Source organism: Sodalis sp. RH14 (assembly GCF_047324285.1).
GTDB lineage: Bacteria > Pseudomonadota > Gammaproteobacteria > Enterobacterales > Enterobacteriaceae > Acerihabitans.
Genome location: NZ_CP178739.1, coordinates 2,497,627 through 2,518,830, shown reverse-complemented (window position 1 = coordinate 2,518,830; position 21,204 = coordinate 2,497,627). Strand labels below are relative to the sequence as shown.

The window sequence follows — 21,204 nt, the reverse complement described above, 5'->3', positions numbered from 1 at the left end:
ACATTCCTGTGTTAACTACCGGCGCCGGCGCCGGTTCAGAGAATAAAATTGCCCAAGACCAGCAACGCGACCGAGACATTGATGGCACCGCCGATGCGGGTGGCAATCTGGGCGAACGGCATCAGCGCCATGCGGTTGCCGGCGGTGAGGATGGCCACGTCGCCGGTGCCGCCCTGCCCGCTCTGGCAACAGGAGACGATGGCCACGTCGATGGGGTGCATGCCGATTTTTTTGCCCACCAGGAAACCGGTGCCGACCAGGGTGCCGACGGTGCTGACTATCACCAGCAGGTTGGTCAGGGTGAAGGCGTTGACCAGCTCTTGCCAGGGGGTGATGGCCACGCCCACGGCAAACAGGATCGGATAGGTCACCGATGTCTGGAAGAATTTATATACCACCTGCGAGCCTTCCAGCATGCGCGGGGATACCCCGTGGGCCAGTTTGATCAGCACCGCGATAAACAGCATGCCTACCGGCGCCGGCAGGCCGATAAGCTTATAGCCCAGCATGCCCACCATATAGAGCAGCACGGCCAGCAGCGCGCCGGCGGCAATGGTGGTCACGTCGGTTTTACCGGCGGCGGCCTGGGCCGGTTCCGCGTCGGCGGCGTCTTGCGCGCCGGGCCTGGTGGGCATCAGGTTGCCTTCGCCGGTGAGGTGGGGATAACGCTTGCCCACGCGGTTAAGGCAGCCGGCAATCACAATGGCGGTCAGGCCGCCGAGCATCACAATCGGCAGGATGCGGCCAAGCGCCACTCCCTGCTCCATGTGCAACAGCGCGGCGTAGCCGATGGAGAGCGGAATGGCGCCCTCGCCGACGCCGCCGGCCATGATGGGCAGGATCAGGAAAAAGAAAATCTGGAACGGCGGCAGGCCGAGCATCAGCCCGACGCCCATCCCCACCAGCATGCCTGCCACTTCGCCGCACAGCATCGGGAAAAAAATGCGCAGGAATCCCTGGATCAGCGTGCGCCGGTTCATGCTCATGATGCTGCCGACAATAATGCAGCAAATATAGAGATAAAGAATATTGGTGGTTTTAAAAAACGCGGTGGTGGAAGCGACCACGACATCGGGTAATAACCCGTAATGCACCAGCGCCGAAGGAATAAAGGTGGCGCAGATGGCGGCGGCCCCCATTTTACCGATAATCGGCAGTCGTTTGCCGAATTCACCGCAGGCGAAGCCAAAAAATGCCAGCGTGGCCACCATTACCACGATATCGCTGGGTAATTTCCCGCTCAGGCAATCAATGCCGATCAGCGCCCCGGCCAATAAAAATAGCGGCAGGGGAATAATACCTACTTTCCAGGTGTCCAGGATATGCCACCATTTTTCCTTTGCGGAAATTTTTTTTGCGTGTGTTGTATCCGCGACAACAATATATGAATCATCTGTCGTGCTCATTATCTGCCCCTTTATCAATTAGTGCAGGCATAATAAAGACCAGTACGCATGAAATATGTGATTGCATTCAAATTAAAACCGCTATTTTAAAGGCATTTAAGATTTTAATGGTTTTAATTATTTCATGTACAATCAATAGATTCAATTTAACGCCATGAAGTTTTAATGGCGTCTATGGCGTTAATGGTTTTTAGTGTTTTAATGGTTTTAATTCCCGGCAAGGGTATATGTTAATGAAAGGTGATGAAAATGTATTATATTTACCCGATGCTATTTTTAATCGCGGAACGATAAAGGGGAAAGCGTCGCCAGGCTGTGTTTGCGATCACATTTTGCGGGGCAGCCCCTTACAGCCTTTTTTAATCATGATAAGCTGAATTATCAGGTAATCATTCTCCCTATGGCCGAAGTATATTATGCGCGCGAGAATCTCATTCCATATAAAGCTTTTTATAAGCCTTATCGTTTTTTTCTCGCTGCTGCTTACACTGATAGGTATTTATTATTACTACGATCTCGATAAACAACTGTATGCGGAAATCGGTGCGCGGGCCCAGGTGCAGGCGCGGGAAATCGCCATGATCCCATCGCTGATAGATGCAGTCAAAATCAAGGATATAGCCGCAATCGCCGCCCTGATGGACACCTTGGCCCAGCGCAGCGACGCCAGTTATATCGTTATCGGCGACCAGCAGGGGCTGCATTTGTATCATTCGCGTTATCCGGAGCAGGTGGGCAAGTCGATGATCGGCGGGGATAATAGCGAAGTGCTGGCGGGGAAAAATATTATCTCCATTCGTAAAGGCGGTCTGGGCATATCCCTGCGCAGCAAAGCGCCTATTTTCGACAAGCATAATAATATTATCGGCATCGTCTCCATTGGCTATTTGAAAACGCATATCGACACCCTCAGCACCGGAAAATTGGTTAACATACTGCTGGTGGCATTACTGTTGCTGCTGGCGTTGTTTATCTTTTCATGGTGGTTTTCCAATACCATGAAAAAGCAAATGTTCTCACTGGAGCCGCGGGAAATCGGTTTATTGGTACGCCAGCAAAAGGCGCTGCTGGAATCGATCTTCGAAGGGGTGATAGCCATTGATAAAGAATACCGGATTGCGCAAATTAACCGGGCGGCAAAATTATTACTATCCCTGTCGGCCACCTCGCGCGAACTGCGCGGCCGCCCTTTGTCGGCGGTAATTAAACCCATCGCTTTCCTCGCTGAACACACCATGCTGGCCGGCGACACCCATGACGAAATATGCCTGTTCAACGACGTCACGGTTATCGCCAGCCGGGTAAGGATCATGCTGGAAGGCAAGCTGCAGGGGTGGGTTATCAGTTTCCGCGACCAAAAGGATATCGATAGCCTGAGCATTCAACTCAGCCAGGTGAAACGTTATGCCGACAACCTGCGCATCCTGCGGCATGAACAGCTGAACTGGACCGCCACGCTTGCCGGTTTGCTGCATATGAAACGTTACGACGAAGCCATCCATTATATTGAAGCACAATCGGAAAGCGCCCAGGAAATACTCGATTTCATCTCCGCGCGGTTCTGCTCGCCGGCGCTGTGCGGCCTGCTGCTGGGAAAATATGCCGGCGCCCGCGAAAAAGGCGTGCAGTTGCTGTTCGACCCGGCCTGTCATTTAACCCGCATTCCTCCCCGCCTGCGCGACACCGAATTAATGTCGGTGGTCGGCAATATCCTCGACAACGCCATTGAAGCGACCCTGCAGCGCGAGGGCGAGCATTACCCGATCGAAGTCTATATCGTTGGCGGCGACCGGGAACTGGTGATTGAAATCGCCGATCAGGGTATCGGCATCGCGCAGGACAACGTCGAACGCATTTTTACGTTTGGCGTGACCACCAAACTTCATGGCGACCATGGCCTGGGCCTGCATCTGGTCGCCAGCTACGTCCACCACGCCGGCGGCGCGATAGAAGTCTCCGCCAACCAACCCTACGGGACGGTATTTTCCGTATTTATACCCGTAACCAGCCTTGCGACCACGGTGGGCCCCCTCACCCCGGATGAACCTTATTATGCAACCTGAAATTTTTGACGTGCTTATTGTTGAAGATGAAAGCTCACTGGCGCGGCTGCATGCCGATTTTATCGATAACCACGACAAGCTCCGGCTGGTGGGCGTTGCCGGTACGTTGAAAGAAGCGCGCGAACAGCTGCTGCAAAAACGTCCCCGGCTGATATTGCTGGATAATTATCTCCCCGACGGCCAGGGTATCTCGCTTATCGACAGCGAACTGCTGCGCGGGCTTGAGTGCTCGGTGATTTTCATTACCGCCGCCAGCGACATGAACACCTGCAGCCAGGCCATCCGCTGCGGCGCGTTCGACTATATTCTGAAACCGGTATCCTGGAAGCGCCTGCGTCATTCCCTGGAGCGTTTTATCCAGTTTGCTTTGACTCAGCGGGCGTTTAAGGTGGTGGATCAGCAAAATGTCGATATCCTCTACCAGCTCCAGTCGAAAACCTTCAGTCAGGAGGCCGGCAGCAAAGGCATCGAGGAAAATACCCTCGGTCTGGTAAAGCAGATATTCAGCGCCGGTGACAGTGATTTACTTTCGGTTGACGATATCGTCGGCCGCACCGGGCTGAGCAAAACCACCGCTCGCCGCTATCTGGAATATTGCGTTGACACCGGGTTCCTCGGCGTGGAAATGCGCTATGGCAATATCGGTCATCCGCGGCGCTTATATCGCCGCGCGCCGCCGGACGCGCAACCCGGCGCGCAGTAGCATAGCCATGGCGCGCCGGGCCCGTCGATACCGCGGGGTTACAATGGTTCCGTCTGCGCCTCCACCACCGCCAGCGCCACCATATTGACGATACGCCGCACCGAGGCCACCGGCGTGAGGATATGCACCGGTTTCGCCACCCCCATCAGCACCGGCCCGACGGTAACGCCTTCGGAAGAGGACACCCGCAGCAGGTTATAGCTGATGCGCGCGGCCTCCATATTGGGCATGATCAGGATGTTGGCCGCGCCCTTGAGCGGGCTGTCCGGCATCAGGTCGCGGCGAATGCTTTCCACCAGCGCCGCGTCGCCGTGCATCTCGCCGTCAATTTCCAAATCGGGCGCCATCTGGTTGACCAATTGCAGGGTCTTGCGCATCTTGCGCGCCGCCGGGCAATCCGAACTGCCGAAACTGGAGTGCGACAGCAACGCCACCTTGGGCTCGATGCCGAACCGCCGCACCGTCTCGGCCGCCATCAGGGTAATTTCCGCCAGTTGCTCCGGCGTCGGGTCGTCATTGACATAGGTATCGGCGATAAAGGTATTGCCGCTGGGCAGCAGCAGCGCGTTCATCGCGCCGGCCACATGCACGCCCTCGCGATAGCCGAAGACCGATTCCACCACCGCAAAGTGCTCTTGATAACTGCCGACGGTGCCGCAGATCATTGCGTCGGCCTCGCCGCGCCGCACCATAATGGCGGCTATCAGCGACGGATTGCCGATCAGCGCCCGCTGCGCCTGCTCGGGCGAGACGCCCTGGCGTTTCATGATCTGGTAATATTCGCCCCAGTACTCCTTAAAACGCGGGTCGGATTCATTGTTCACCACTTCAAAATCCTTGCCGGCGATAATCTGCAGGCCCAGCTTTTGCAAGCGCATCTCGATAACGCTCGGGCGGCCGATCAGGATCGGCAGCGCCAGCTTCATGGTGACCATTTCCTGGGTGGCGCGCAGTACGCGTTCCTCCTCCCCTTCCGCCAGCACCACGCGTTTCAGCTGTTTGCGCGCCTGGGCGAAAATCGGCCGCATAAACAGATTGGTTTTATAGACGAATTCGGTCAGTTTTTCGGTATAAGCGTCGAAATCCTTGATGGGACGGGTCGCCACGCCGGAGTCCATCGCCGCGCGCGCCACCGCCGGCGCAATCTTGACAATCAGCCGCGGGTCGAAGGGTTTGGGAATGATGTATTCCGGCCCGAACGACACGTCCTGGTCGCCGTAAGCGGAAGCCACCACATCGCTTTGCTCGGCCAGCGCCAGATCGGCGATGGCGCGCACGCAGGCCAGCTTCATTTCCTCATTGATGGTGGTGGCGCCCACGTCCAGCGCGCCGCGGAAAATAAACGGGAAGCAAAGTACGTTATTGACCTGATTGGGATAGTCGGAGCGGCCGGTACAGATAATGGCATCGGGGCGCACCGCCTTCGCCAGCGGCGGCAGAATTTCCGGCTCGGGATTGGCCAGCGCCAGAATCAGCGGCCGCGGCCCCATGGTCTTCACCATAGCCTGGGTCAGCACGCCGGGGCCTGAGCAGCCCAAAAAGATATCGGCGCCGGGGATGGCGTCCGCCAGGCTGCGCATGCCGTTATCCTTGATGGCGTAGGCGGCCTTGGTTTCCGCCATGTTCTCTTCCCGGCCCTCGAAGATCACGCCGCGCGAATCGCAAACGACGATATTATGACGCTGCAGCCCCAGCGCCACCAGCAGGTTCAGGCAGGCGATGGAGGCGGCGCCGGCGCCGGAGACCACCAGCTTGACGTCGCTCATATTCTTTTCCACCACCCGCAGGCCGTTCAATACCGCGGCGGTGCAGATGATGGCGGTGCCATGCTGATCGTCGTGGAATACCGGGATTTTCATGCGTTCACGCAGTTTTTTCTCGATATAAAAACATTCCGGCGCCTTGATATCCTCCAGGTTGATGCCGCCGAAGGTCGGCTCCAGGGCGGCGATCACCTCGATAAGCTTATCGGGATCCAGCTCATCCACCTCGATATCAAACACATCGATGCCGGAAAACTTCTTAAACAAAACGCCCTTGCCTTCCATCACCGGTTTGCCCGCCAGGGCGCCGATATTCCCCAAGCCCAGCACCGCGGTGCCGTTGGAGATCACCGCCACCAGGTTGCCGCGCGCGGTATATTTAAACGCGGCCAGCGGATCCCGGGCGATCTCCAGGCATGGCGCCGCGACGCCCGGCGAATAGGCCAGCGCCAGATCGTGCTGGGTGGCCAAGGGTTTGGTCGGGGAAACCTGTATTTTGCCGGGCTGCGGGAACTGATGAAAATCCAAAGCGCTTTGTTTTAGCTGTTCGTCCATTGTAGGATCCCTTGTATTCTCTTAAGACTTGTAAAGGAATGGTTCGACGTTAGATCCCCTCCAGTATAAAGAGCGCGCACAGTCAAACTATGAAGCAAGGCATAGTCTGCATAACATTATGCGACAGGCGTCACGTCCGGGAAATAAAACACTTTTTCATTATCTATTTCCCTTCAGGGTAGCGCAGCCAAAACATATTGGCGGAAAGGCATGATCAACACCACGGCGCGCAGTCCCACCTGTCCGCCGGGTCCCCTAACCCGTCCGGCGATATCCCGTTGCCGTACTGTTTTACCCGGGACAACTACTATGGATACCTCTTCATGTTTCGCCTTGAGGAATACACCCATGCAAAAAGGACTTTCGCTCACCTCACCTCCCTGTTCTGGTCCTTATCAGTCCGTTCCCCGCGCGGATCAGGCACAGAAAAGCCCTGTGCCTGGGAAAACGGCATTTTCACACCGTCTTGACGTTGCCTCCTGTTCCTCGGAACAGGTTGCCCTGAAATTACCATCGGATACCCGCCGGCCGGCCGGCCAAACCAGGTCTTACTGGAAGATCTGGCTCGCGGGCGTTGCCGTTCTGGGCGGCGCGACCTGTGCTTACGGCTCTTTTCTTCGCTGGCGGTCGGGAAATATCGACGGCGGCCTGGCAGGCGCCGGCGTGCGGGACAATCTTCTTCCTTACCCGTTAGCGTTGGGTGCGCTAAACAGTACAGACCTGAATAGGCTTATGCCGCTTGCAACGTTGCCGGAGGATACAGCATCGTCATCACGCGGACTTAACCCCTATCGCGGCCATGTTACGACGCGCGGGGACGGGGCGTTCGCAGCCGAATTGCACAATAAGAACAAACAAATTATTCGATTTCTCAAGAAAACCCATTATCTGGATAAAGGTAAGAAACCGCATGAATTCAGTAAGGTGGAGATAACCGCCGCGGTTGCCAAATACCTATCTTTCGCGGAGCCGAAGGATAAAAAATCTATCGCCCGGCTGCTGCTGAACGCCGCCAATTTTTATGACGCCCATAAGAACGACACATTATCATCGGAACAAGCCGGCTCAGTCATCGGGCAGTGGCTTTTCGACAATATACTGGGAACATCACCCGATATGGCAATGGCGATAAGTGTCGCTAACGCCAGCTACCCTTTTATGTTTACCATCGACAGCATAAGGTACTTGCTTTCCTCTGAGGGCTTACAAGCGGAAGGGAAAGTGGATTTTAATATCTTGACTGAAACGGACCAGGCGATATTAAAAAACAAATGGGACAGCGAGGTATGCAAACACATCCCCCTATTGACTTATTATGGTCGTGACCCACAGGTAAAACACTTATCCCTGGATGATTTTGAATTCGCCTCGCTGTTCTCCGGCTCATTATTTTTATATGAAAACGGCATAAACCTGGGGGAAACCCATTGGCGCGAGGTGGTAAAAACCGGCGCGCTATTATGGGATATTGCGCTGCGCGACGGCGTCAGCGCGGATATGCTTAAATACTACGCGCTGCCCGCCCTGCTCTTCCAGGCCGTTAACCATCCTGGGAAATTCATTGCCGAGGAGGAGTCAAATTCGTTGCTACTGCGGGCCAGGGCGCTGGACGAATACCGGGCGCACAGAGTCCAGGTAAGGAACGCGCTCGAGGACCTCGACAACAAAATCAACCGCTTTAAGAAAGCCGTAGAACAATGGCTAACGCGGGGGCAGCTTGCCGACAGTATCATTGACCGTTGCCCGCGCGACACTGTTTTTCCTATGACCATCATGGTCAATCCGGCGATGACCCTTGAACAGAGAAACAGTGAAGGCAAAAAGCACGCCAAAGAAGCCTATTTAAACAACGTCTTTGTTCCCTGTAAAACAGCGCCGGAAAGCATTGATAATGAGTATGAAAAGCACACCAATATTGTCGCAGACCGTTATTCCGAGTGGGATGAAATCCTGATCAAAAATGCGCTTGGTTCAGTAGAAAAAACCGACCGTGACTTTATTTTAGCAGACCACGCCATCATTCATCGCCTGCGGATAATACCCTTCTTAAAGGCTAACGCACTTATTCCCGCCATGCGGGATAATGGCGCTGGCCACTATGATTTTGATAATATCAAAGAAGCGGATGTTTTTTCAGTGAGCCTCAGCGGTGAAAAACGCTATTATGCCATGAAGGGGAAAATCGGCATTGGTTATCACATTATGCGGTTTGACCAGCATCTGCCTCATGATGGCAGAAAAGAATACAGTAATTTACATCCGCTTATTGCCTATTTTAACGGAGAGGCTGAAAAAAGCGTCATCAAAAATGAGGACCAAACCAACGACGGCTTGACTGTTTTTATGACAAACAGCCACCGGGAGACATTCTATAATGCCCTTTATCAGTCGGGATATACGCTCTCTGACCTGCAAAAAATATGGGCTGTGGCAAAAAATATCATCCCCTTTTATGACTGTGTTGATGGTGCTTTGAAGCACGATCTTGACAAAGCCGTTCCCGCCTGTTTGCTGGACGCTGTGGCGTTTTTTACCGTGACTGCGAAAATAGCCGATGTGAGCCAAAAATTTGGCGCCAGTATTATCAAAGGGTTGAGTAAAAGCCAAATGGTGTTTGCTGGTAATGCGCTGACTAAAAACACCCTGAAGTCGGCGGGCGCTCAAGTTATCCATCACATCAGGCTGCCAACCGGTAAAGAAAGCACTTCTCTGCTAATAGGTACCCTCAAGGCCGCTGATCCTGGCGTTGACATATTGTCCGCCATAAGCAGCCATTCCCTAAGAAAATTAATTAAACATTTTGAACAATATGGCAAAAAAAACCAGTTTGATAAACTCGTTGATAAACTGAAATTCGCGGAAATGAAAAAGAGCATACCACCACCGGTCAGGCTCAATGAGGGAAAACCGCTATCGTCGCCGGTAAGAGAGCACACCGCGCAATCTAAATCGGGAATCCTGGCTGGTGGGGGACAAGAACAGCAAAAGCTTCAATTTATGTTTAATAATAACCACGGGCACCCACCTCAGCCCGCATGGGCCGACAACCCATTGGTTGATCTGGCTGGCATACCCGACCGTTCCACGTTTATGGCGCCGATGAACCGATTCTATGCTGAACTTTATCCGTATAAATTCGACCATACCCGCGATATTGCCGATGCTATTAAGCAGCATTATGCTTCGCCGACAACTTACCAGTTTGGTTATGGAGAAGATATCTTAAAAATTCCAGCGGAATTTTCTTTGCTGAGAAACCATATCAATCAATTTATTCAGGAAGTGGATCGAGCCCATAGCCATGCGGCGTTTGTTAAGGACAAGTTCCATAGGACAACGATGACACTGCCGGAAGGCATTATGCAATATCCTGAAAAAAATCCAATAAAATGTTATTTATCAAAGGTTTTGAAAACCGATGATCCGTCCATTATTTTCCAGGCCATGACCAGGCTGAGGTATCACACCGAACAGATTGTAAAGTACTTCGAAACCACCAAACAAAGCATCATTTTCGCCACTTGCTCCACATCGGCGCGCCCCTACGCATATCGCGCCCAAAGTCCCATGGGATTTACTTATGCGGACGATATAAAAAGCAGGGTAATCATTATGGTTGATAATTTTTATGCCGCGCAGCCCCTGAGCACCCTACCCCGCCACACCGTGCTGCATGAAGTTTCCCACCATTCCGGTTCATTAGATTTCTTGATATCACCCTCTACCAGCAGAGTGGGAGATGCCAGTGAGTTTATGGAGAGTTTTGATGATGCGCTAAACAACCGCGGTACAAACTACGTTAATATTGAGGATGATTTTGCCAGGGCATTCAATTACGATCGCGGCAACATGGCCCTGGGTAAGCAGCAGATTCGTGAACTGCTGCTTAGGGATCCGATGTTGAAAGCAAATGCTGTCATGGATAATGCCGATTTTATAGCAAGATTTCTTACTGATATAGCTGAGAATAAGCCTTTTGATTATGATTATATCAAGCCAAAAAACAAAAGGGCGGCTGCGCTAATGCCAGATAATATAAGGTTAGACGCTATGGTTTCTTTTATTTACAGAATGGCCATGAATAGCATATATAATAGCGATCCAGATGCTACATAAAGCAAGCCTATTAACGGGAAAACCATGTCACCATTGATTGTATTGGCCGCCGGCAGCCTGCGCCCGGCGCTAACGCCGCTGCTGGCCCGTTACCGTACCGTTGCCGGCCAACAGGTGACGGTGGAGTTCGGCCCCGCCGGCCTGCTGTCCCGGCGCATCGAGGCGGGCGAGCACTGCGATCTGTTCGCCTCGGCCAATACCGGCCATCCCGCCCGGCTGCGGGAAAAGGGATTGGCGCTGGAGGTCCGGCCCTTTGCCCGCAACCGGTTGTGCCTGACGGTAAAACGCGGACCGCGCACCGACGGCGCCGACTGGCTGGCGCTGTTGAGCGATCCCAGGTTGGTTATCGGCACCTCCACGCCAGGCTGCGATCCTTCCGGCGACTACGCCTGGCAATTGTTCGATACCGCCGGCGCCCTGTTGCATACCGGCGCGGCCCCTCTGAAACAGCGCGCCCGGCCGCTGGTGGGCGGCGCGGATACCGCGCCCATTCCCGCGGGCGAGCTGGCCGCCGGGTGGATTATCCGCCGTGGGCTGGCCGATATCTTTATCGGCTACGCGCATTACGCGCCAAGGCTTGAACAGGATCCGACGCTGCGGGTGGTCGTTATCCCGGACTGCCATAATGTCTTCGCCACCTATGCCCTGGCGCTGCGTTCGGCGCCGGCCCGCGCGCTCGCGGACTTTATTCTTTCGGCGCCGGGGCAGTTTTTTTTGCGCCAAGCCGGATTCCTGTCCCCCTGCGCCCCCTTGTCCTGAGCGCGACGCAGGCGAGACAATCGCCATAGCGCCCGCTTGGCGCAATCTTATGACGCCGCATCCGGCCCGCGCAGGTCAAACAGCGGAGCCAGGACCCGATGTTGCCGGCCCCGGTCATCAATATCTATCCCCTTGACCAGGATATCGTAGGCGCGTTTCAGGTTTTCTTCGCTTAATACCGTACGCGAGGCGCCGTGCAGCCACTCCCGCTCCGGCAACAGCAGCACGGTATTATCGGCCAGCAGCGACGCATGGCAGGGATCGTGGGTGGTAAACAGCACGCTGACGCCATGGCGGCGGGCCAGCCGGCGGATCAGGCGCATCACCGCCTGCTGGTTAAACAAATCCAGCGCCGCCATGGGTTCATCCAGCACCAGCAAATCGCTGTGGGTCGCCAACGCCCTGGCGATCAGCACCAGTTGCTGCTGTCCGCCCGACAGCGACAGGTAGGCGCGCGGCGCCAGCGCCGCGATTCCCAGCATCTCCAGCGCCTCACGGGCCATGGCTTCGTCCCGGCGCGAGGGCATCTGCAACAGCCCGACGTGGCCCGCCCGTCCCATCAGCACGATATCAAACACCCGGTAGGAAAAGGCCGGCGTAAAACGCTGCGGGACAAAACCAATACCGCCGTGGCAGCGGATATCGCCGCTCAGCGCGGGCAGAATACCGACCAGGGTATGCAGCAACGTGCTCTTGCCGCGCCCGTTGGCGCCAAGGACGGCGCAGATCTCGCCGGGCGCGCAGGCGAAGTCCAGCGGCCGGAATAACGGCTCCCCATGACCGAATGCCAGGCCCCGGGCATTGAGCGTAGCGCCGATCATTGCGTTCTCCCGCGGCTGTCGCGGATCAGCAGCCAGGCAAACAGCGGCGCGCCGAGCAGCGCGGTAATAATGCCCAGAGGGATTTCGGCCTGGCTTAGCGTACGCGCCACATCGTCCACCAGCACCATAAAGGCGCCGCCGAGCCAGAACGCCGTGGGCAACAGGCGCCGGTGATCGGCGCCCACCAGCATGCGCGCAAGGTGCGGGATCACCAGCCCAATCCAGCCTATACTGCCGCTGACCGCCACCTGCGCCGCCGTCAGCAGCGCGCACAGCACCAAGACCAGGCGCCGCAGGTTAACCACCGCCATGCCCAGCGCGCGCGCATCGTCGTCGCCCAGGGAAAGAATATTGATGCGCCAGCGCAGGCGATACAGCAGCGTACCCGCGCCCAGTACCGGCGCGAACAGCATCAGCAACTTATGCCAGCTGGCGGTGGCGAAGCTGCCCAACAGCCAAAATACGATACTCGGCAGCTTTTCCTCGGTATCGGCCAGATATTGCAGCAGGCTGACCAGCGCGGCAAAAAAGCCGCCCAGGATAATGCCCGCCAGGATCAGCATCAGCCGGTTTTCGCGCCCCAGGGTGGCGGCAATCATATACACCAGCAGCAGCGCCAGCAGGCCGAAGAAAAAGGTGGAGGCCATCAGCAGCAGCGGCGCGAGGCCAAGCAGGATAGCCAGGGTGCCGCCAAACGCGGCGCCCGCGCTGACGCCGATAATATGGGGATCCACCAGCGGATTATGGAATACCCCCTGCAACGCGGCGCCGCACAGCGCCAGCGCCCCGCCCGCCAGGCAGGCGGTAAGGATGCGCGGCATACGGATGGTCCAGATAACCTGGTAGTCCAATGTTCCCGGCTGCAGGGGATGGGCCAGTTGCTGCATGACGCGCAGGGGCGACAGGCTGAACTGCCCGATGCCCAGGGACAGGAAAACCATGGCGATCGTCAGCACCGCCAGCAGCCAGGGGGCCGCGGCGCTAAGCTCTGGCTTCGCCCTAGCCGGCATCGGGACGCGGCCGCCACGCCATGCGGTAAAAATGGCGATAATAGGCATCGGCCTGCTTATCGATATCCACATCGGCAAAACGCTGCGGATAGAGCTTTTTCGCCATCCAGAGCTCGCCGACGGCCAGCGCCTCCGGCATCGGATATCCCCAGGCCTTGGCATATTCCGGCATCAGATAGACCCGGTGATGTTTAACCGCGTCGACGGATTGCCAGGCCGGATCGCCGTTAATCTGTTGCACCACCTCAGGATAGCGGTCCTGGACAAAAATCACCTGCGGATCCCAGGCCAGCACCTGTTCCATCGACACCTGCTTAAAGCCGCTGATGCTGGCGGCGGCCACGTTCAGCGCGCCGGCGTGGCGCATCATCAGGCCGGTATACTTGCCCGCGCCGTAAGTGGTTAACTCCGGGTTGGCCATATAAACGCGGATACGCTTATCGGCGGGAATTTCCTTGAGCCGGTCGTCGGTACGCGCCCGCGCGCTGAAGGTATAGTTAATCAGCGCCTCGCCCTGATCCCGGCGGTTTACCACCTCGGCTATCAGCCGGATACCCTGGCGCAAGCCCTGGTTGTATGCCTCTTCCTCATCCGTCATGGCGGGATTGAGCTTGCCCTGTTCCCCCGGCTGATCCTGGCGTAACGACACCGCGATCACCGGGATCCCGGCGGATTCTATTTGCCTGATCATTTCCGGCGGCGCGTAATTGGCGACAAACACCACCTGGGGATGCAGCGCCAGCAGGCTTTCGATATTCACCTGGTTAAGATCGCCGGGCATCGGCAGGGTCGCCAGGCGCGGAGCGAAGCGGGCAAAATCCGGTCCAAGCTGCTTTTTCCAGCTCGACAGCACGCCGACCACGTCGTCCGCCGCGTCCAGTTGCACCAGCAGGTTCAGGGTTTGATGTTGCAATACCACCACCCGGTCCACGCGGTCGGGTAGCGTAACGCTGCGCCCCAGCTGATCGGTGAGGGTCCGCGCCGCGGCAGCGCCGGCGCTGGCCGTCATCGCCAGGGAAAGGAGGACAAACGTGAGGAAAACGCGTAAACGTGCTGCAAAGTGAGACATAATAATCGCTATGGGAGGAGGAATTCGGTGTGTAATGAAATATATAACGAGTGCCCCGGTTGCACAAGGACCTAAGAGCGGCGCCACGCCGGAAACTTATGCTCCCGGCGTGCCATCGGAGACGATATCAAGCGCGTCAACGCGGCGCCCCTGATGGCGGGAAACAACGCTTTCCCGCCCTGACGGACGGGAAAGCGACGCAATCATTCCCAGCGTTTTAGCAGGATGCTGGCGTTCACGCCGCCAAAACCAAAACCATTGGACAGCGCATAGGTCATGGCCACCGGTTCCGGCTCGCCGCGCACCAGATGCAAACCCGCCGCCGCCGGATCGGGATTGTCCAGGTTAAGGGTGGCGGGCACGATTTGGTCGCGCAGCGCCAGCACGGTAAAGATGGCTTCCAGGCCGCCTGCGGCGCCCAGCAGATGCCCGGTGGCCGATTTGGTGGAGGTAATGGCCAGTTCGCTGTGGTCGCCGAACAGATGTTTTACCGCGTTGATCTCGCCCAGATCCCCCACCGGCGTCGAGGTGGCATGAGCATTCAGATGCCGTACCTGCGCGGGGGTGATACCGCCCTGGCGCAGGGCGATCTTCATCGCCCGGTAGGCGCCGTCGCCGTCTTCCGCACCCGACGTCATATGGTAGGCATCGGCGCTGGTGCCGTAGCCGATGATTTCCGCCAGCGGCGTGGCGCCGCGCGCCAGCGCGTGCTCGAGTTCTTCAACCACCAGCAGTCCGGCGCCTTCCCCCATGACAAAACCATCGCGGTCGCGATCGAACGGACGCGAGGCGGTGGCGGGAGCGGCGTTGAAATGCGTGGAAATGGCCCTGGCGGCGGCAAACCCTCCCAGGCTGACGGTATCGATGGCGGCCTCGGCGCCGCCGCACAAGGCAATATCCGCCTCGTCGTTGCGGATCAGGCGCACCGCGTCGCCAATAGCCTGCACACCCGCCGCGCAGGCGGTAACCGGCGCGCCGATCGGCCCTTTGAACTGGTGTTTAATGGAAACATGGCCGGCGGCCAGGTTGGCGAGAAACGACGGCACCGTAAAGGGCGACAGCCGGCCCGGACCGCGATTATCCGAGGTGCGCACCGCGTTGGCGATGGCCGGGAAACCGCCGATGCCGGTGGCGATAATGGTCGCGGTGCGTTCTTTCTGCTCATCCGTGCTTGCCGTCCAGCCCGCCTGGCGCAGCGCTTCATCGGCAGCCGCCATGGCGAACAGGATAAACCGGTCCATTTTCTTCTGGTCTTTCGGCGGCACAAAACGGTCCGGATACAGGCCGCCTTCCGGGTCTTGTTCCGGGTCGGGAACCTGGCCGCCGATTTTCACCGGCAGTTGTGCAACCATCGCCTCCGGCAAGGGGCGGATGCCGGACTGGCCCGCCAGCAGGCGCCGCCATACGGTTTCTGTACCGCAGCCTAAAGGCGATACCGCGCCCATACCGGTAATAACGATTCGACGGTTACTCATAAAAATTCCTTGTGCGGATATGCATCATGATGGTTTTGCTTTTCCTGTCTTGTTTCCAGCCGACGCTTTATGCTTTCACCAGCACGCGGCCCGGCGGCAATTGTGACGTTTAGATGGGTGAGCGTCTCGCCGGTATCCCGGTCGACGAGCACCGGCGCGACTTTCCCGGCATGCCGGCGGTTGACAGGCACGATGGCGATATCCTCCTGCGCCAGGGCCTGGTTGCCCCATTGCAGCAGGGTCAGCAGTACCGGAAAAAACGCCTCGCCCCGTTCGGTCAGTAAATATTCAAACCGCGCCGGACGCGTGCTGTAGGCCTGTTTGTATAAAATGCCGTTGCGCACCAGGGTTTTCAGCCGGCGGGTAAGCATGGTCGGCGACAGACCCAGGCTGCGCTGAAATTCATCAAACTTGCTGAGTCCCTGGAAGGCGTCGCGTAAAATCAACATGCTCCACCATTCCCCCACCAGCTCAAGCGATTGCGCGATGGGGCAATCCATCGCGCCGATATTGGTTTTTTGCATGGCTGAACGCTCCTGGTGCCCCAAGCCGGCCCGTTTTGCGCAGGTGACTACCATAATTGTAGCCTTCGGGGAAGTCACTCTAGCGTACAAGTGTACGCTGAACAAGTCCGATCAGTGCGGGTCATTGGTTTGCGCCGCCGCGCCGCGCCGCCGGCAGCTTTTTATGCGCATGTTTACGCCATTTTTGGCGATTAACCCTGTTTATGTTGTTTTCCAGCGGTATTAACCTTTCCTTTTATCGCAATAGCTATAATTCCGCACAGATAGCCACCATGATTAAATTAATTTGCCGCAGGGAATATATAAGTTTTTTTTATCGACCCGGCCTATTACTGGCTGCGCTTTTATTTATTTTATTTCAGTACATATATTGATAGCGGCTATAAGTATTGGCGCACTGTCCATCGGCATGGAGAAGGCAATGAAGTATCTGATCAACGATCGCATTGTATTTAATACGCTGGAATATCGTTTATCCTTATTAGCGGATGATGAAACGGCGGTCAATCTCTCCAATACAGCCGGGCGCGTATTAGAAGCGCTTATTATTTCCCATGGCAACGGAGATACCGTCAGCCGGGAAGATTTATTTGCCAACGTCTGGGAAAAACATGGCTTATCCCCCTCCAACGGTAATTTAAATCAACAGGTCAGCCTGATCAGGAAAGCGCTGATCGCGCTTGGGCTGGAGGCCTCGGCCATCGTCACCCTGCCTAAACGCGGACTTAAGCTAAACGATCGTTTGGCTATCGCCGTATATGATCAATCGCCGGATCCCGCATTGGACACACCCGTTGCCAATGATAACGGCGGCGGTATGGAGACCGCCGCCCCGAAGACAGATCATTTCACTAAAGAACTTATGATAAATTTATTTTTAGCACTGTCGATTATTATCACCGTGTCGACTACCTATGTCTATTTCAGGCAAGACGACAGGCAGCCTCTCTATTTCTTTAAGAATATTGATTCATGCAATATTTATACCTTGCGTCCGATAAACGACCGGGAGCGCCCGGATCTGGCCGCGCATATCCAGCGGGCCATGGCGGGAAATATTGCACGCTGCGACGCCCATGACAAGGTGCTGTTCTCCCGTACCGCCGCCACGATAAAGGACGGCATCAACCGCCGTACTTTCCTGGCGAAATGTGAACAGGAGGCCGGCGGTAAACTCACCGGTTGCCTCAATTTCTACTTTTATAACTGGGACGTCTGATGAAAAGAATCTGGCTTATCCTGGCGTTGCTCCTGTTATCGCTTACGCTGTTTTACCGCAGTCATTACCGCGGCGGTATTTCCGGCTACCAGTGTTCCGCCCTGATGGTTTATCGTTCAGCCATTCCCGCCGGATCGTTAACCTACACGGTGGAAGCCAAAATGTTTTTTACCAGTCCGAGCCAGGGTTTTTATGCCCTTAACGGCACCCTGGCCCATGACGATCGCCTCTATAACCTGCACCGGAGCCGCTTTTTTAGTTACCGGCAGCAAAACCAGCAGGGTTTATATGAAATAACCATTACCCGCGAAATTGTCTCCACGCTGGATAACGCCCCCGACGGTATCGCCAGCCCGGTGCTCCTGCCGGTAGGCGCATCCCTGTTGCCCAGCTTTAGGCGTATCGATAAAAACGCCATCCTGGTCAGCCTGCTGTATTCGCCATTTTTTATCTGTGCGAGTGATTAAGCATCATTATCAATTTACCCGGCCTGGATTGCCGCCTGCGGCGCCACAATTCGCCCGCGCCGCGGCGGCGGCGAATTAACGCCGCCCTATCTTTGACTAACCGGCCCGGAAGATAAATACTTCTAATGCAATCCGGCCGCGTAGCGCGCCATTGCCGCGGCGGCCGGTTGTCCCGTCCCGTTACCGAGAGTCCAGGTATGCCATTGATATAACCTTATGAGAAAAAGCAGATATTTCGGTTTTCCCCGGCCAGATAAACAGACGGCGCCATCGCCTGAACGCCCCCGCTTTACCCTGCTGTTTGAATTGGGCGCATCCGCCGCGCTGCTGATCGTCGCCCTGATAGCCATTAACGTCTGGCATCTCTGGCAAACCTACCAGTCGGCGCTGGCCAAATCCCAGACCGCCACCATGAACCTGACCCAGGCGCTGTCGCAGCATGCCAGCGATACCTTCGCCCAAGCCGAAGCCACGCTTGATGAACTGGCGCAACAGATCGCCGCCCTGGGCAGCGGCGCGGCGCAGTTGCCCAGGCTGCATCAGCTTTTCCAGCAAAAAACCGCCGGGTTAAAGCAAATCAGCGCGCTGTCGCTGTTTGACGCCACGGGCCAGATGATCGTCACGGCGGCTGAGCGGTTGCCCGCCGTCAACGGCTACGCCGACCGGGATTATTTTATCTATCACCGCGACCATCCCGAACTGACCCCGCGCATCGGCAAGGTTATCCGCAGCCGCATGACCAATGCGCTGATCGTGCCCATTTCACGCCGGCTCAACCATCCCGACGGCAGTTTTGCCGGCGTACTGCTGGAAAGCATTATGATCGATCATTTTCGCAGCTTTTATACCCGGTTTATGATAAGCGATGATTCAACGTTAATGATGCTGCTCGACAACGGTACCGTGCTTTACCGTCACCCGTATAATGAAAAAGTCATCGGCACCACCATCGCCGGTTCGCCGCTATACCGGGATAATATCCGGCAGCACAGCTCGGGTATCGTCAACAGCGCCCTGGGAGCCGATCCGGCGCAAAAACTCTATAGCTATACGCATCTCAAGCAGTTCCCGGTGATCGTCACTACCGGCCTGTCGCTGGATCAGACCATGGCGGACTGGCGCCAGGACGCGTTCAACCATGTGGTGATGACGCTTATTTTTATCGCGATGATTACCGTGGTCTGCCTGGTGCTGATGCGTCAGGCGCGCGCGCGGATGCGCGCCGAGCAACAGCTCATCCACGCCCAGCAGGAGCTGCGCAAGTTAAACCGGTCGCTGGAGCGGCTGGCGCGTTCGGACGGACTGACCGGGCTTTACAACCGGCGGCATTTTGATCTGTCGCTGGACAATGAATTCCAGCGCGCGCTGCGCACGCAGCAGGTATTGGGCATCATTCTGCTGGACGTGGATTATTTTAAACAATTTAACGATCTGTACGGCCATGTGGCCGGTGATAATTGCCTCAAGCGTATCGGGCACACCCTGAAAAACCTGCCGCTGCGCCACCGCGACGTGGTGGCGCGCTACGGCGGGGAAGAATTTATCGTCCTGCTGCCCGCCACCGACCGGGACGGCGCCCTGGCGGTGGCGCGGCGCATCCAGCAAGGGATCGTGGCGTTGAATATTCCCCACCAGGGCAGCCCGGCCGGTATCCTGACGTCCAGCCTGGGCGTTTTTGTCGGCCTGCCGGAGGCTGGGCAGGACACGCCCAGCCGGCTGGTGGTCAAGGCGGATTCGGCCCTGTACCAGGCAAAACGCCAGGGACGCAACCAGATTTGCCAGGCCTGATGATCCAGGCGTCAGATGCCGCTGAACCAGTTATACCCCTGATCTTCCCAATAACCGCCGGGATTGGTGTTGCCCACCGACAGGGAAACGATATGCTTGGCGTTTTTAAAGCCCAGCTTGGTCGGTACCCTGAGCCTGAGCGGGAATCCATAGGCGTCCGGGAGTGCCTTGCCGGCAAAATCCAGCGCCAGGGTAGTTTGCGGATGCAGGGCGGTGGCCATGTCGATACTGGAATAATAGCGATCGGCGCAGCGGAAGCCGACGAAGCCGGCGCGCAGGTCCGCCCCGACCCGTTCAAGAAAGGTACGCAGCGGCACCCCGCTCCACTGGCCGATGGCGCTCCATCCCTCAATGCAGATAAGCCGGGTAATCTGGCTTTGCCGCGGCAGCGCCCGCAGTGTATCCAGCGTCCAGGGCCGCTTATCGGCCACCCGCCCCGACACCTCCAGCCGATAAGTGGAGAGATCGATTTCCGGCACATTATATTCGGGATAAAAAGCATTGAAGGGGAACGGGTTGGCAACCTGATCCGCGCGATAGGTTTGCGCCAGGCGCTGCCCGCTGAACAGCCAGCCCTGGACCCGGTCGTTCCAGCGCGACATGGCCCAAAGCACCTTATCCACCTCGTCGCCGTCCTGCAGGTTACAGCCGGTAAGCAGGGTCAGCGCGCCCAGGGTCAGGCCGGAGCGCAGCAACAGACGCCGCTGCAAACGATAAAGCGCCTTCTGCTGCGCCGGTTCGAGCTTTAATCCGCTGTTTGATCTGTTATTCATCCTGCGCATCCCGGGGCGAACGGCGTATAACGCCGGTGATCATGGGCCAAAAGGTGGACGGCACGGCGATCACCATCGCGACATGAACCACGGCGAATAATACTATGCCGCTCATGGCGAAAAAATGCACATACCGCGCCCGGTCGAAGCCGCCAAACAGCGCCGCCAGCCGGTAAAGCTGTACCGGCTTCCACATGGACAGGCCGGAAAGGACCAGCAGCAGCCCGCATGCCAGGGCAAACCAGTAAAACGCCTTCTGAATGGCGTTATAACGCCCAAGCCGGTGCGCCAGGCGCAAGGTCAGCGCCAGCTTAACGTCGCGCGCCAGCGTGCGCGGCGTCAGCGGCAGGAAGTCGCGGCGAAAATGCCCGCTGCCGATCCCCCACAGAATATACAGCAGGCCGTTTGCCGCCAGCGCCCACATCACCGCCAGATGCCAGGCGATGGCGCCGCCCAGCCACCCGCCCAGGGTGAGGACGCTGGGAAAGGTAAAGGCGGGAAAAATCGGCGACGCATTGTAAATGCCCCAGCCGCTCATCAGCATGGCGCACAGTATCGGCACATTCAGCCAGTGCATGATGCGCACCGGGACGCGGTGCCGGCGTATTTTGGTTAACGACGGGGAAGAAGATGGGTTCACTGGCGCTCCAGGATCGGCCGGTTAACAGGCCGGGCGGCCACGCCGCCCGGCCT

At 56.9% G+C, this 21,204-nt stretch carries 16 protein-coding genes; 7 read left to right on the top strand and 9 right to left on the bottom strand.

The annotated features are described in order from the left end of the window. Positions 1-35: 35 nt before the first annotated feature. Entirely contained in the window at positions 36-1,406 is a 1,371-nt protein-coding gene (locus tag ACL2XQ_RS11505) for a 2-hydroxycarboxylate transporter family protein (protein ID WP_410014645.1), read from the bottom strand. Between the two features lie 416 nt (positions 1,407-1,822). Here ACL2XQ_RS11505 and ACL2XQ_RS11500 point away from each other — a divergent pair, with 416 nt between their 5' ends. Both ACL2XQ_RS11500 and ACL2XQ_RS11495 read left to right on the top strand, forming a co-directional pair. After that, on the top strand, positions 1,823-3,469 hold the full coding sequence (locus ACL2XQ_RS11500; protein ID WP_413730273.1) for an ATP-binding protein: 1,647 nt from the start codon (positions 1,823-1,825) through the stop codon (positions 3,467-3,469). Further along, a complete protein-coding gene (locus ACL2XQ_RS11495; RefSeq protein WP_410014643.1) occupies positions 3,459-4,172 on the top strand; it encodes a response regulator in 714 nt (237 codons plus the stop codon). Before ACL2XQ_RS11500 ends, ACL2XQ_RS11495 begins: the two co-directional genes overlap by 11 nt. Before the next feature lie 38 nt (positions 4,173-4,210). Here the strand turns inward: ACL2XQ_RS11495 and maeB are convergent, their stop codons facing one another. Continuing rightward, on the bottom strand, positions 4,211-6,490 hold the full coding sequence (maeB, locus tag ACL2XQ_RS11490; RefSeq protein ID WP_410014642.1) for an NADP-dependent oxaloacetate-decarboxylating malate dehydrogenase: 2,280 nt from the start codon (positions 6,488-6,490) through the stop codon (positions 4,211-4,213). 348 nt (positions 6,491-6,838) lie between these two features. On the opposite strand from maeB, the gene ACL2XQ_RS11485 reads away from it, so the two are divergent. Together ACL2XQ_RS11485 and ACL2XQ_RS11480 are read left to right on the top strand one after the other, a co-directional pair. After that, entirely contained in the window at positions 6,839-10,606 is a 3,768-nt protein-coding gene (locus ACL2XQ_RS11485) for a hypothetical protein (RefSeq protein WP_413740361.1), read from the top strand. 24 nt (positions 10,607-10,630) lie between these two features. Then, positions 10,631-11,365, top strand: coding sequence for a substrate-binding domain-containing protein (locus ACL2XQ_RS11480; protein WP_413740360.1), 735 nt, complete (start codon positions 10,631-10,633; stop codon positions 11,363-11,365). Positions 11,366-11,412: 47 nt separating this feature from the next. On the opposite strand, the gene ACL2XQ_RS11475 is transcribed toward ACL2XQ_RS11480, so the two are convergent. From ACL2XQ_RS11475 to ACL2XQ_RS11455, 5 genes are all read right to left on the bottom strand, one after another. Continuing rightward, positions 11,413-12,183: an ABC transporter ATP-binding protein gene (locus ACL2XQ_RS11475; protein ID WP_413740514.1), complete on the bottom strand. Its 771-nt coding sequence runs from the start codon at positions 12,181-12,183 to the stop codon at positions 11,413-11,415. Next, positions 12,183-13,127 carry a FecCD family ABC transporter permease gene (locus ACL2XQ_RS11470; RefSeq protein ID WP_410016795.1) on the bottom strand — a complete coding sequence of 315 codons (945 nt, stop codon included), beginning with the start codon at positions 13,125-13,127 and terminating at the stop codon, positions 12,183-12,185. The genes ACL2XQ_RS11475 and ACL2XQ_RS11470 overlap by 1 nt, the downstream gene beginning before the upstream one ends. Before the next feature lie 58 nt (positions 13,128-13,185). Next, positions 13,186-14,205, bottom strand: a complete 1,020-nt coding sequence (locus ACL2XQ_RS11465) for an ABC transporter substrate-binding protein (protein ID WP_413740513.1) — start codon at positions 14,203-14,205, stop codon at positions 13,186-13,188. 263 nt (positions 14,206-14,468) lie between these two features. Further along, positions 14,469-15,740, bottom strand: a complete 1,272-nt coding sequence (gene fabF, locus ACL2XQ_RS11460; RefSeq protein WP_410014639.1) for a beta-ketoacyl-ACP synthase II — start codon at positions 15,738-15,740, stop codon at positions 14,469-14,471. Further along, entirely contained in the window at positions 15,737-16,264 is a 528-nt protein-coding gene (locus ACL2XQ_RS11455; RefSeq protein WP_410014638.1) for a winged helix-turn-helix transcriptional regulator, read from the bottom strand. Before ACL2XQ_RS11455 ends, fabF begins: the two co-directional genes overlap by 4 nt. Before the next feature lie 421 nt (positions 16,265-16,685). Here ACL2XQ_RS11455 and ACL2XQ_RS11450 point away from each other — a divergent pair, with 421 nt between their 5' ends. The 3 genes from ACL2XQ_RS11450 (at position 16,686) to ACL2XQ_RS11440 (ending at position 19,738) form a co-directional block, all read left to right on the top strand. After that, positions 16,686-17,483 carry a winged helix-turn-helix domain-containing protein gene (locus tag ACL2XQ_RS11450; protein ID WP_413732613.1) on the top strand — a complete coding sequence of 266 codons (798 nt, stop codon included), beginning with the start codon at positions 16,686-16,688 and terminating at the stop codon, positions 17,481-17,483. Beyond that, positions 17,483-17,950 (top strand): FidL-like protein, encoded by a 468-nt coding sequence (locus tag ACL2XQ_RS11445; RefSeq protein ID WP_410014636.1) that lies wholly within the window; start codon positions 17,483-17,485, stop codon positions 17,948-17,950. The genes ACL2XQ_RS11450 and ACL2XQ_RS11445 overlap by 1 nt, the downstream gene beginning before the upstream one ends. A 216-nt stretch (positions 17,951-18,166) precedes the next feature. Next, positions 18,167-19,738, top strand: a complete 1,572-nt coding sequence (locus ACL2XQ_RS11440) for a diguanylate cyclase (protein ID WP_413723068.1) — start codon at positions 18,167-18,169, stop codon at positions 19,736-19,738. Between the two features lie 11 nt (positions 19,739-19,749). Here the strand turns inward: ACL2XQ_RS11440 and ACL2XQ_RS11435 are convergent, their stop codons facing one another. Both ACL2XQ_RS11435 and ACL2XQ_RS11430 read right to left on the bottom strand, forming a co-directional pair. Next, on the bottom strand, positions 19,750-20,511 hold the full coding sequence (locus ACL2XQ_RS11435) for a molybdopterin-dependent oxidoreductase (protein ID WP_410014634.1): 762 nt from the start codon (positions 20,509-20,511) through the stop codon (positions 19,750-19,752). Next, on the bottom strand, positions 20,504-21,151 hold the full coding sequence (locus ACL2XQ_RS11430) for a cytochrome b/b6 domain-containing protein (protein ID WP_413740359.1): 648 nt from the start codon (positions 21,149-21,151) through the stop codon (positions 20,504-20,506). The genes ACL2XQ_RS11435 and ACL2XQ_RS11430 overlap by 8 nt, the downstream gene beginning before the upstream one ends. Positions 21,152-21,204 lie beyond the last annotated feature (53 nt).